This window comes from Paenibacillus sp. FSL M7-0896 (genome assembly GCF_037975415.1).
Classification (GTDB): Bacteria; Bacillota; Bacilli; order Paenibacillales; family Paenibacillaceae; genus Paenibacillus_AQ; species Paenibacillus_AQ silagei.
Map to the genome: position 1 here is coordinate 4,005,595 of NZ_CP150250.1, position 12,531 is coordinate 4,018,125.

At 54.7% G+C, this 12,531-nt stretch carries 12 protein-coding genes; 6 read left to right on the forward strand and 6 right to left on the reverse strand.

Features of this window, described 5'->3' with window-relative positions; translation table 11 throughout:
* Window positions 1-60: 60 nt before the first annotated feature.
* The gene (locus tag MKY12_RS17140) at window positions 61-876 is read left to right on the forward strand and encodes an aminoglycoside phosphotransferase family protein (protein ID WP_339310095.1); all 816 of its coding nucleotides are present in this window, start codon (window positions 61-63) and stop codon (window positions 874-876) included.
* Window positions 877-928: 52 nt separating this feature from the next.
* Here the strand turns inward: MKY12_RS17140 and ybaK are convergent, their stop codons facing one another.
* From ybaK to MKY12_RS17160, 4 genes are all read right to left on the reverse strand, one after another.
* Window positions 929-1,399 carry a Cys-tRNA(Pro) deacylase gene (gene ybaK, locus MKY12_RS17145; RefSeq protein ID WP_339310097.1) on the reverse strand — a complete coding sequence of 157 codons (471 nt, stop codon included), beginning with the start codon at window positions 1,397-1,399 and terminating at the stop codon, window positions 929-931.
* 12 nt (window positions 1,400-1,411) lie between these two features.
* Window positions 1,412-1,684 (reverse strand): YolD-like family protein, encoded by a 273-nt coding sequence (locus MKY12_RS17150; RefSeq protein WP_268748447.1) that lies wholly within the window; start codon window positions 1,682-1,684, stop codon window positions 1,412-1,414.
* 85 nt (window positions 1,685-1,769) lie between these two features.
* A complete protein-coding gene (aspA, locus tag MKY12_RS17155; RefSeq protein ID WP_339310098.1) occupies window positions 1,770-3,194 on the reverse strand; it encodes an aspartate ammonia-lyase in 1,425 nt (474 codons plus the stop codon).
* A 239-nt stretch (window positions 3,195-3,433) separates the two neighbouring features.
* On the reverse strand, window positions 3,434-5,104 hold the full coding sequence (locus tag MKY12_RS17160) for a hypothetical protein (protein ID WP_339310099.1): 1,671 nt from the start codon (window positions 5,102-5,104) through the stop codon (window positions 3,434-3,436).
* 225 nt (window positions 5,105-5,329) lie between these two features.
* On the opposite strand from MKY12_RS17160, the gene kduI reads away from it, so the two are divergent.
* The 3 genes from kduI to kduD are packed head-to-tail and all read left to right on the forward strand — an operon-like array spanning window position 5,330 to window position 7,746.
* On the forward strand, window positions 5,330-6,163 hold the full coding sequence (gene kduI / locus MKY12_RS17165; protein WP_036724811.1) for a 5-dehydro-4-deoxy-D-glucuronate isomerase: 834 nt from the start codon (window positions 5,330-5,332) through the stop codon (window positions 6,161-6,163).
* 34 nt (window positions 6,164-6,197) lie between these two features.
* Complete coding sequence (locus tag MKY12_RS17170) at window positions 6,198-6,953, forward strand: DeoR/GlpR family DNA-binding transcription regulator (RefSeq protein WP_209878561.1); 756 nt, start codon at window positions 6,198-6,200, stop codon at window positions 6,951-6,953.
* Window positions 6,954-6,990: 37 nt separating this feature from the next.
* Window positions 6,991-7,746 (forward strand): 2-dehydro-3-deoxy-D-gluconate 5-dehydrogenase KduD, encoded by a 756-nt coding sequence (gene kduD, locus MKY12_RS17175; protein ID WP_339310100.1) that lies wholly within the window; start codon window positions 6,991-6,993, stop codon window positions 7,744-7,746.
* A gap of 94 nt (window positions 7,747-7,840) precedes the next feature.
* Here kduD and MKY12_RS17180 read toward each other — a convergent pair whose 3' ends face one another.
* Window positions 7,841-8,371 carry a hypothetical protein gene (locus MKY12_RS17180; RefSeq protein ID WP_339310102.1) on the reverse strand — a complete coding sequence of 177 codons (531 nt, stop codon included), beginning with the start codon at window positions 8,369-8,371 and terminating at the stop codon, window positions 7,841-7,843.
* 235 nt (window positions 8,372-8,606) lie between these two features.
* Between MKY12_RS17180 and MKY12_RS17185 the strand changes: the two genes are divergently transcribed.
* The gene (locus MKY12_RS17185) at window positions 8,607-9,242 is read left to right on the forward strand and encodes an NUDIX domain-containing protein (RefSeq protein ID WP_339310104.1); all 636 of its coding nucleotides are present in this window, start codon (window positions 8,607-8,609) and stop codon (window positions 9,240-9,242) included.
* A gap of 106 nt (window positions 9,243-9,348) precedes the next feature.
* On the opposite strand, the gene MKY12_RS17190 is transcribed toward MKY12_RS17185, so the two are convergent.
* A complete protein-coding gene (locus MKY12_RS17190; protein WP_339310106.1) occupies window positions 9,349-11,427 on the reverse strand; it encodes a beta-galactosidase in 2,079 nt (692 codons plus the stop codon).
* Window positions 11,428-11,617: 190 nt separating this feature from the next.
* On the opposite strand from MKY12_RS17190, the gene MKY12_RS17195 reads away from it, so the two are divergent.
* On the forward strand, window positions 11,618-12,490 hold the full coding sequence (locus tag MKY12_RS17195) for an AraC family transcriptional regulator (RefSeq protein WP_339310107.1): 873 nt from the start codon (window positions 11,618-11,620) through the stop codon (window positions 12,488-12,490).
* Window positions 12,491-12,531: the final 41 nt, after the last annotated feature.

Sequence of the window (12,531 nt, forward strand, 5' to 3'; positions counted from 1 at the left end):
CCCTGCAGTTGGCGTCACGCGGCTGTACGCTCATCAAAGAAAGCGAGGTACCTTTAACCAATGAACCCGTACGAGGAAGAGAAATTAACCGGCGGAAATGTAAATGAGATCATCCGCAAGGCAGACACCGTCCGCCGTCCCACAGGGAGCTGGAGCACAAGTATTCATGCACTTCTACAGCATTTGGTGCAGCAGAATTTCGCAGGAGCACCCAGATTCCTAGGCGTAGATGAAGCAGGGCGCGAGATTCTATCCTTTCTTCCCGGCGAGGTTCCGGGCAACGCTTATCCTGAGCTGGAGCCGTACATGTGGTCTGAAGAGACCCTTACGGGCCTGGCACGCCTGTTACGCAGCTATCATGATGCAACAGAGGGCTTTGTACCGAATAGTATACATACGGAGTGGCAGCTTCCCTATGCCGATCCTGCCGCACATGAAGTGATCTGCCATAATGACGCGGCGCTGTACAACGTGGTGTTTCAGCATGGTGCGCCTGTGGCGCTGATTGATTTCGATATGGCTGGTCCAGGCCCGCGCCTATGGGACATTGCCTATAGCCTCTACACCTCAGTTCCGCTCGCCGGTTTTGCTCCTGACTATCTGACAGGCTCCACGGTACCTTACCAGGCAGACCTCCATGCAGCAGACCGGCAGCGGCGGATTCAGCTGTTTTTTGAAGCCTATGGACTCCCTGTCCCGGAAGATCTGCACGACTGGTTGACCCGGCGGCTCACGGCTATGTGCGATACGCTGAAGAAGGAGGCCGAGGCGGGCAATCCTGCTTTTGTCCAAATGGTGGAAGAAGGCCACCTGGCCCACTACGAGCGCGAGCTGCAATTCATAGCTGACCATTACAGCGAATGGACTACTGCTTGAAGCAAAAGCCGGAACCCTACACACATAGGAGTTCCGGCTTTATTCGTTACATTTACTCTTTAATCAACTCTGCAACAACCACAGACACCGCTTCGCCCAGCAGCTTCGGCTCAAGCTCCATCTGAACGCCGATCCGGCCTGCGCTGACCGCGATTGTCTCAAGCTCCGCCGCACTGCTGTGAATGAACGTAGGGTACAGCTTCTTCATCCCGACAGGGGAACAGCCCCCGCGAACATATCCCGTGTGCTTCAGCAGGTCCTTCAGCGGCAGCAGCTCAATCTTCTTCACTCCCGCGGCTCTGGCGGCTCTCTTCAGATCCAGCTCCTCAGCAACCGGGATCACATAGACATACGGCTGCGGTCCGCTGTGTGCGACCAGTGTCTTGAATACTACCTCAGGAGGCAGGCCAATCTTCTCAGCAACCGCTGTTCCGTGAATCAGCCCGTCCTCATTGTCGTAGCTATGAATGGTGTAGCTTATCTTCCTTGCATCCAGTATGCGCATGGCATTCGTTTTGTTCATCTGCCGCTCCCCCTAATCCCGGGGATAATTGATTTGCATAATGTCCATGAACGGCACCTTGATAATCTCTTCGTTATTTCTGACATGCACCCTGCCGGTACGCGAATCCATCTCTACAATCACCCCGCGCACCTCTTCTTCCTTCCCCCAGACCGTCAGCAGAATCTCGGAATCCTCCTGCTTCGCCTCTACCAGCTGGTTGCCCAGCTCCTCAAGCACGAATTCGTCGCGGGTGGGACGTTTTGCCACTTTTGCCTTCGCCACACTTTGCCTCCAGTAAGCCATTACAGAATATAGGATAATGCCCGGTGTAAATGCTCGTGTCTATTATACCATGAGAGCAAGCCTGATTTTACACAAATCACGATTATTATTCATGATTCAAAAGCGCTGCCCCCGCGATGCCGGGATGGGTCATTTCATACGGGTCCAGAATCAGGTTCAGCTCTTCCTCGCTAAGCACATTGTACTTCAGACACAAGGCCCGCACCGATTCTCCGGTCAGAATGGCTTCCCTGGCAATCCGCGAGACGACCTCATACCCCAGATGCGGGTTCACGGCGGTAATGATACCGACGCTTCTCTCCACCTCACGCGCAAGCTTCTCCTTGTTGGCTTCAATCCCTGCCAGACAATAGTCGGTGAACACCCGGAAGGAATTGTTCATGATGCTGATCGACTGAATCAGATTGAACACCATCACCGGCTCCATAACGTTCAGCTCCAGTTGACCGGCCTGAGCAGCGAGGCAGATCGTATGATCATTGCCAATCACCTGAAAAGCCACCTGGTTAATCACCTCGGCCATCACAGGATTCACCTTACCGGGCATGATGGACGATCCCGGCTGGCGGGCCGGCAGCGTAATTTCATTGAAGCCGGAACGCGGGCCCGAGGCCATCAGGCGCAGGTCATTGGCGATTTTGGACATATTCATCATGCAGACCTTCAGCGAGGCCGAGACTTCGGTATAGGCATCCGTATTCTGCGTAGCATCCACCAGATGCTCCGCGCTGACCAGCGGCAGACCGCTGATCTCGGCCAGCAGCTCGACGACCCGCTTGATGTACCGGGGATCGGCGTTCAGTCCGGTACCTACGGCGGTCGCGCCCATGTTCACCTCATACAGATGACCGCGCGTATGCTCGATCCGCTGAATATCACGCTCCAGCACCCGGCTGTACGCCTCGAATTCCTGTCCGAGACGAATCGGCACCGCATCCTGCAGGTGGGTCCGCCCCATTTTAATCACAGAATCGAATTCAGCCGCCTTCTGCAAAAACACACCGTGCATCGTCCGCATCGTAATCAGCAGCTGCTCCAGCAGCGATAGCGTGGCAATATGAATCGCCGTCGGAAAAGCATCGTTCGTCGATTGCGCCATATTCACATGAGTGTTCGGACTGAGCTGCAGGTAATCCCCCTTGGCCTTGCCCAGCAGCTCCAGCGCACGGTTCGCAATCACTTCATTGGCATTCATATTCAGCGAGGTACCTGCGCCGCCCTGAATCGGATCAACGATGAACTGCTCATCCCAGTTCCCCGCGATCACCTCGTCTGCCGCTTGGACGATGACCTCACCCAGGCCCTTATAGAGGCGGCCGATTTCCATGTTGGCGAGCGCAGCGGATTTTTTGACAATCCCCATCGCCTTGATTAATTCATGATGCACACGGTAGCCTGTAATCGGGAAATTCTCCACCGCCCGGAGGGTCTGTATCCCGTAATAGGCCTGATGCTCCACTTGCTTGCTGCCCAAAAAATCCTTCTCCAGCCGATATTCCGTCTCTGTCATCCTGCTCTCCCCCATGTCTTCAGTAGTAGATCCTCTGCTGCAAATTAGTCAACTTATTCTTTCCTTGCAGCACCAAAGATATTACCTTCATTGCTGCGCCATGCTTAAGGCCAATGCGGGTAGCGCAAAGAACCCGGCAGCCATTGCTGACCCCCGGGCTCTATGTCATTGTAGCTTAAAATTTAAGATAGTTCCAATCCGAAAAAATCCTAATGTCCCCAGGGAGCGAAGTGTCCCGTTTAGACCTTATAATGTTCAAATGATACCGGTTTCCCGTTAATCAACGCCTGTATTCCCGTATGCTTATTGTCTATCCTGAGCTGTAGGCGCTCATTCCCGCTCCAAGCCGTATACGCTGCCGAGAGGATCTCTCCTTCCGTAAATTCCGGTGCCCGCTGTATAGCGGCTGCGGCAAATTCCTCAAGACAGTGTATCCCCAGCTCCGCCGCCTGATCTGTGCTTAGCGCTTCAACCACGACGGCTCCGGGCATGTTCTTGGACGTTACCTCCAGATAGGATGGCCGCTCCAGCAGTTCATATTCCTGTGATACATAGACGGCAAAATACACATTGCCCGCATAGCCAAGCAGCGCCTTGGGCTGCCTGATCCATTCGCCTAACGGAAGCACCCCGACGATGGCCGTATCCTCTCCTTCGGGCACCGGGAACAGCGACAGGATCGTGTTCTGATGATACAGCACCTCCATATAAGGACTCTGGTGCCGGGGATCTCCTGGCTGATAGCCTTGACCCGGATGGAAAAAATAAAGCCGGTTCACGCCCGCCGCCGGAACCGGGAGCGAGAAGGCCCAGCGCAGCTGCTCATTGTCGAATTCCTCCACCCGCTCCCACATCCCGCCTGCCGCGTAATCCTTGCAGATATAGGCGTAAGAATGCAGCGCCGGCTGGCGCTCCGTGGAACCGGCAACTACTTTCTCAGTCTTCTTGCAGACTTCTGCCGGTAACCGGCGGTTCAGGGCAGCGGAACGCACCTCCTCCGGCGCTTCATAATAGAGGAACCCTGCATATTCGGTGCGCGGCATCTCCTCCGGCAGCGCGAAATCGCCGAACTGGACATAATCATGCAGCAGATTGCCGTCTGCCGGAACATCATGCGGCCAGCCCCGGGAATGGGCGCCTGCCCAGGCGCCTTTAAGGTACCACAGGCTCCGTTCGCTCCAGAGGTAGTCCAGCATTTCCCCAAGTGTAGACTTCAGGCTGCTGTCCTCTTCCAGCTCCCAGGCACAGGTGAACGCCTGCACCCAGTGCCAGAACCACGGCAGGCTGCCATATTCCGGCATTCCCTTCGCCCGGATATGCGCCAGCGTCAGCTCCAGACTGTGCCGCCCGTCCTCCCTCAGCAGATCATCCTCGAACAGCTTTCCGAAGATCAGCTTGGCGGCCGTATATTTGGCTTCATGATGGCCGAAGGTCGCTACCTGCTTACGGAAGAAGGCGCTGCGGTAGATATGGCCGATAGCCGTATGGAACGCCACCCGCAGTCCCGCGCTGAACCGGTCGCAATATTGCCGGTTGAACCAGACCATCAGGCTGCCCATAATCTCAACCGGCAGCTCATGCGGTGCAGCCTCTCCCGGAGTGGGATGCAGCCCCAGCGGCCAATGTCCATACAGGGGGGTCCCCGGCATCCGGTTCTGGAGCCTAACGGTTTCTAATAGTACAGACTCGGCTTTCCGCTTGGCATCCTCCTTGCCAAACGGCAGCTCCAGGGTGTCATCCACCGCAGCGGCAAACAGATAAGACGCATAATAGAAGTTGTTCCGCACATCATCATGGAACCAGAGTCCGCTGTACAGCAGCGGGCGGCGCTCCGCCTCCACCGCGATAGCGGATATAATCTGCCGCTGGCGTATTTTAGAAGTCGTCTGTTGCTGAGGCATATCTGCCATCTCGTTCACCCTCCGTAGGTATGAATTCCATATTTTCAATCCTGAATAATTCCCCTGTACTCCAGCTCTATTGTGCACGCTTTCAGTTCAGATGGCAATCTTATTCCCGAACAAATAAACTAAAATAAACATACTAAAAAAGATTATGCTTGATAAATGAACGTAAATGGATTAAGTTGTACCTATACGAACGAAAATATATTTTCTAAGGAGACTGAATATTCGATGGAAAGACGTTTTGCATCACATCCGAATGAAGTGAAGCAGTTTGACACTGAGCGCCTGCGTAAGGAGTTCCATATCCCGGTTATCTTTGCACCAGACGAGCTGAAGCTTGTCCTGACCCATGAAGACCGCATGATCGTTGGAGGAGCGAATCCGGTGAACGGAGAGGTAACTCTGACTACGGACCTCAAGGAGCTTGGCGTAACTTACTTCCTGGAACGCCGCGAGCTGGGAATCATCAATGTCGGCGGCCCGGGTTCGGTTGTTGTGGACGGTACTGAATATGAGGTTGATTTCAAGGAATGCCTGTATGTAGGCCAAGGGTCGAAGGATGTTATTTTCAAAAGCGCGGACAGCGCCAAGCCGGCAAAATTCTATCTGAATTCCGCTCCGGCACACCAGTCTTACCCGACTACGAAGACTACGCTGGCTGAATCCGAATCCGGAGCCATGGGCGGTCTGGAGAATTCCAACGAACGGACGATTCACCGCTTCATCCACACGAACGGCGTGCAGAGCGCACAGCTTGTAATGGGGATGACTCAGCTGAAGCCGGGCAGCATGTGGAACACCATGCCATCCCACACGCATCCGCGCCGGATGGAGGCCTACTTCTATTTCGATCTGCCGGACGATTCCATCGTCTTCCACCTGATGGGCGAGCCGACCGAGACCCGCCACATCGTAATGCACAATGAACAGGCTGTCATCTCGCCAAGCTGGTCCATTCACAGCGGTGTCGGTACGCATAACTATACCTTCATCTGGAGCATGGCCGGAGACAACAAGCGGTATGATGATATGGACCCCGTAGGGATGAAAGAATTACAATAGTAGCAAATCAACTACGGAAAGATGAGGCAGGCGGATGAACCCGATACGGCGGCACGAGATGATTATGGAAGTTATGCTGAACCAGAAGGATGTAACCGTGAATGAATTGAGCGACAAGCTCCAGGTCACGGGCAAAACGATCCGCGAGGACTTAAGCAAGCTGGAGGAGCAGGGACTGATTATGCGCGTCCACGGCGGTGCCGTGCTGGCACAGAGCGATCAGTTCGGCATTCTGCCCCTGCGCAATCCGCTGGATAAATACGCCGAGGAGAAGACGGAGATTGCCCGGCGTGCGCTGGCGCATATCGCTCCGGATGACATCATTGCCCTGGACGGCGGAAGCACAACGCTTGAGATTGCCCGGCGGCTTACGAATATGCCTCTTACGGTCATTACCAATGATGTCTACATCATCAGTGAGCTGGTCCAGAGAGATAACATCCGTCTGGTCGTACCCGGCGGCTACCGTGTCCGCAATATGCTGGCCGGTCCCGAAGCCGTGTCCTATGTACAGAAGCTTAATATTCAAAAAGCCTTTCTCTCGGCCACAGCCGTTCATATTGAACACGGCCTGTCCATCTATACCGGCGATCTTATAGATTTCAAACAGGCGTTAGTCTCCACCGCCCGTCAGGTGTTCGCCGCTTGCGATCATCACAAGTTCGGACAGACCGCGCTGCGCACCTTCGCCTCCCTGCAGGAGGTCGATGTGCTGCTGACAGACAGCGGGCTTGCCCCGGAGACCGCAGAGCTGTTCCGCAAGGCCGGCGTCAACATTGAATGCGGCTAATTTCACAATCAAATCGCTCAAAGGAGAGAATAATCATATGTCATCTTTATTCAGCTTGGCAGGTAAGACAGCAATCGTAACAGGCGCAGCGCAAGGTCTTGGACAAGGCATTGCCATCGCCTTCGCAGAAGCCGGTGCAGACGTAGTCTCCGTATCTCTTAATTCCAGTGACGAGACCGTAGCAGCCTGTGAAGCTTTTGGCGTCAAAGCACTGAGTATCGCCACAGACCTCAGCGACCATTCCAAGCTTCAAGGCATGTTCGACGAAGCCGTTGCCTTCACCGGCAAAGTGGATATCCTCGTCAACTGTGCAGGCATGATCCGCCGTACTCCGGCCAAGGACCACAGTGAGAAAGACTGGTTCGATGTCATTAACCTCAACCAGAACACTGTCTTCCTGCTGTCGCAGATTGCCGGACGTCACTTCTTGGAACGGGGGAGCGGTAAAATCATCAACATCGCCTCCATGCTCTCCTACCAGGGCGGCATCAACGTGCCGGGCTACACCGCAAGCAAGCATGCCGTAGCCGGTCTGACCAAAGCCTTCGCCAATGAATGGGCAGGCTCGGGCCTTAACATCAACGCGATTGCTCCGGGCTACATGGCTACCGAGAACACCGCTCCAATCCGTGCAGACCAGGGCCGCTCCGACTCCATCCTTGAGCGTATTCCAGCCGGACGCTGGGGAACTGCTGAAGATGTGAAGGGCCCTGCCGTATTCCTGGCCTCCGCAGCATCCGACTACCTGAACGGCCACATTCTGAATGTGGATGGCGGCTGGTTGGCTAGATAAGTATAGGCTAGTATACGGCCATTACAAGATTTAATAGAGAAAGACCCCCGGGGCTTCGATTGAAGCTCGGGGGGTCTTTTGCCGCTTATAAGGATCAGGCTGTCGGGTCGCTGAAGACCACGAATTGTTCCGGATTCGCACGGATGTACTCCGCGATGATCCGCAGGCTGCCTGCTGTGATCTGCTGATACCGGGTGTAGAGTCCGCTTACCGCAGTTTGAAGCTCACTATCTGTGTTCAGGTCTGGGATCGCCGCCTCGCCCCAGCCTCGTCCTACCCGCCGGTTCCTCGCTGCGAATATCCCCTTAGATTCTTCCAGAAGCTGAATAAGTGCAGAGTCTCCAAAAAACTGCAGTCCCTCTAGCACCCCCTCCCAATGCCCGGGCTGATCCAGCAGATAGCAAATCCACCCATAGTATTCTTCGGCAGAGTTAGAACTATGGCCATACAGAATCCGGAACATACAGAGTGCCTTCTGTCCTCTTCCAAGATGCGAGATCGCCTCATTCTTCACCTCCGGAGATTTCGCGCGGATCTGCTGGAAGGTCGGCTCCATACAGGCCCAGCCGAGCCGCTCGGCGCTTAGGGATTCGAAAGTAATACGGTCCATCGTTACCAGCGTCAATAATGTTCCTCCTCAATTGTTATACATATAGAACAGGAATCCGGCCAGAGCGAAGCCGAAGCCACAGCCTTCATGGCGCCCCCGTTCATCCATCATATGCTCTAGGGCTCTATCCTCTAATTTACTGGATATTATTGTATTTCCTTATTTATGGTAAGCTGTTTATAACTTATCGTCAACCCCTGCGCGGTATCGTGCACGGGATCAATTAGCATTTTGTGAAGGAGCAACTATTATGGTCCAGGAAATACTTACTACGTTTGATGAACAAGGGAACCGGACGGGGATGGCTCCCCGCGACGAGGTTCACCGCCAAGGTCTCTGGCACGAGACCTTCCACTGCTGGTTCATCCGCAAGGATGACAGCGGGCTGAGGATCTGCCTCCAGCTGCGCAGTCAGCAGAAGAGAGATTATGCCGGGTTGCTCGATATCACTGCCGCCGGACATCTGCTGGCTGACGAGACCGTTATGGACGGTATCCGCGAGGTACAGGAGGAACTGGGACTTTCAATTGCTTTTGACGAGTTGCAGCCGCTGGGGGTCATCCCCTACCAGATGGATTCCGCCGGATTCATGGACCGTGAACGGGCGCATGTATTTGTCTACGAGAACCGCTATGCACTAAGTGAATTCACCCCGCAGCTGGAAGAAGTGGCTGGAATCGTAGAGGCCCGCTTCGCTGACTTCCGCAGCTTCATCTCGGGAGCAAACAGCAAGCTTCATGTGCAGGGCTTCCAGGTCACCGGGAACGGTGAACGAACGGACATCGACGAGCTGGTGAACTTCACGCACTTTGTCCCGCATGAGCGTGAATACTTCAGGCAGGTGATTGAGGGGATTGAGCGGTTGTACGGTCCAGCCACAACCTAAAGCATACTCAAAAGGCAGAACCCGTCGATAGGGTTCTGCCTTCTTTTGTAACTCACTCTATCTGTGCTGATACTTGTAACTATATTACGCGATTTAGCTGCTTCACTTATGCTTTGGCCGCTGCACGCTTCAGAATTGCCAGTCCATTCACTGCCAGCTTCAGCTCGGCCGGAACCGCTGCGCCGGATTCTACATCAGTATAGGCTTGTCCGTCCAGCGTCACTACTTGCTCGGAACCGCTGAAATTCTGTACGAATACATACTCATACTCACCATCGGAACGCAGCTGGGCGGTTACTCCGGTCGGAAGCTCACTGTTCAGCGTGCGGCTGATCCGCTCTTTTCCGGTAATTGCGGCGTACAGATCCACATAGAACTGCGCGTCCTTCACACGTGTTGCCAGATGATAAGCCTTACCCGCTCCCAGCTTATTCACAGTGAGTGCAGGACGTCCGGCGTAGAAGTCGCTGCGGTAATGGCCCAGCGCCTCCGCGCCTTCCAGATGAATCAGCTCGGCGATCTCATGCGCATCGTATTCCCCGCTCAGCTTCAAGCTGTTGCCTGGGTCCATTACTAAACCGTTCAGATCGCGGCTATGCAGTCCTTCTGTCTCTTCGGCCCAAATGCCCAGCGTTCTGCGCAGCGGTCCAGGGAAACCGCCCAGGTGACACAGATCGGTCTCGCCGACCACTCCCGACCAATAGGTGGCCAGGAAGGTTCCGCCTTGCTCAACGTATTTCTCAATCCGCTTCCCGTTCTCTTCGCTGATCAGGTACAGCATCGGAGCAATCACCAGCTTATAGCCGGACAGATCATCGCCTGAGCCTACCACATCCACCGGAATTCCCAGCTCCCACAGACCCCGGTAATGCTGAAGCACAGTCTCTTCATATTTCAGGCCGGAATTGCGGATACCTTGGGCATCCTTCACCGCCCAGCGGTTATCCCAGTCGAACAGAATGGCTGTCTCAGCAGGAGTTGTTGTACCTACAACATCCTCCAGTCCCGCCAGGGTACGGCCTACCTCAGCTACATCCCTGAAGACACGGGTCTCCGTGTGTCCGCTATGGTCGATCACCGCGCCGTGGAATTTCTCGCTGGAGCCGCGGCTTTTACGCCACTGGAAGTACTGTACAGAATCTGAACCATGCGCTACTGCCTGGAGTGAGGACAGCTTGTGCATCCCCGGACGCTTCAGCTTGCTGACAATCTGCCAGTTCGTGAGGGAAGGTGTGCTTTCCATGAGCAGGAACGGCTTCTTTTTGAAGCTGCGGTACATGTCATGGTGCATCGCTGTCCAAGCGGCCAGACGGGCGTCATCATCGTCCTCGGTATATCCCCAGTCCGGGTAAGCATCCCATGATACCACATCAAGAATCTTCGCCATGTTACGGTAGTCTACGCCGTCAATCATATGCATGTTGGTGGTCACCGGCAGGTCAGGGTTACAGCCCCGCACCGCGTCAATCTCATGCTGGCAGAAGTTGATCGTCTGATCGCTTACGAACCGGCGCCAGTCCAAGTTAAGCCCATGAACCTGCATTTCACCATGCGGAGCAGGGGACTCGATCTGTTCCCAAGAAGTATACGTATGGCTCCAGAAGGTAGCCCACCAAGCGTGGTTCACCTCATCCAGATCATTATTGTACTTCGCCTTGAGCCAGTCTCTGAAGGCATCCTGACAGTAATTACAATGGCATTCGCCGCCGAATTCATTAGAGATATGCCAGCCGATCACTGCCGGGTGATGCGCATAACGCTCAGCAAGCTTGGAGTTGATCAGCGCTGTTTTTTCACGGTAGACCGGAGAAGTGAAGCAGTGATTATGACGGACGCCGTGCAGGTTGCGCACCCGGTTCCGTTCCACCCGCAGCACCTCAGGATACTTCTCGGACATCCATGCCGGACGCGCACCGCTCGGAGTAGCCAGGAACGCATAAATACCATTCGCCGCAAAACGGTCCAGCAGCTGGTCCATCCACTCAAAGTTAAATACCCCTTCTTCGCGCTCCAGGGAGACCCAGGAGAAAATCCCGACAGACATGACATTACAGCCTGCCAGCTTCATCATACGGATATCTTCTTCCAGCACCCCCGGATATTTCAGCCATTGCTCGGGACTATAGTCGGCGCCATGAAGCATTACAGGAGCCTTGCTGCTGATTGCAGGAACTTTGCTGCTCATATGATTTCATCCTCTCGTTTATGTGTGATGGTAGATGTCAGGATGGGACTTTTCACTGATACAATTTCTTTTGTGGCTCTGTCCCTCTTGCTTATAACGATTTATACTATTTATAATAAAGGATAATCTATGATCAATGGTAGGATAATAATAGCGTTTGCATAGCACAAAATGAATATGAGGTGTTCGTATGCTCCCCTTCTCTCTGATTGAAATGCCGCGTGACCTGAATGCTTTCCCTCTATATCCGTACTCTGTCGGCCGTCATATCCAGTATCACCATGTGCGTCCTGCCGGATTCCCGGTGCATCAGATTTTCCTGATCCGCAGCGGCAGCGGGCGGTTCCGTGACCTGGAGGACGGCACCGAAACAGTGCTGCAGCCTGGGATGGCCTATGCATTTCCGCCTGACCGCGGGCATGAATATTATCCGTTATCCCACGAGCCGTGGCATGTCGGCTTCATCGGGTTCCACGGCAGCCAGTCTGCCTCCGTTCTGGAGGGTCTCAGCCTGCTGCCGCCAGCCCCGTTCCGCCTCGAACGGTTCGAGGCGTGCTGGGAGATGCTGGGCGGGATCTGGCACACGGTGAATGGGAACAGCTCGGCGCGTCAGGAGGAGCAGTCGATGCAGGACTTGTCGGTGACGCTGTACCGGCTGCTGCTGATGCTGCGCAGAAGTGAAGTCTCCACAGGTGCAGCGACCCGGCTGGAGAACGAAAACGTCCGCAACGAGGCGCTGAACAAAGCCGTCAGCCTGATCAACGAGCATTTCACCGAGCCGCTGCTGATCACCAATCTGGCGGCGGCTGTCGGTTATTCCGTCCAGCATTTCCAGCGTCTGTTCCTGCAGGAATACGGGGTCACTCCCCACAAGTATCTGCAGAACCTGCGGCTGCAGCGCGCCATGCAGATGCTGACCGAGGACCCGGAGCGCCCCGTGCAGGACATCGCCCTCAACCTTGGTATGGAGACCAATTACTTCATCCGGGTCTTCCGCAAGGCCCATGGAGTGACTCCCGGGGTGATGCGCAGCCGCCTACATCCGGGCAAGGATCAATCCTGATCTGCGCCGGGCTAAAAAATAGCTGCGGCGCACTTCCAGAG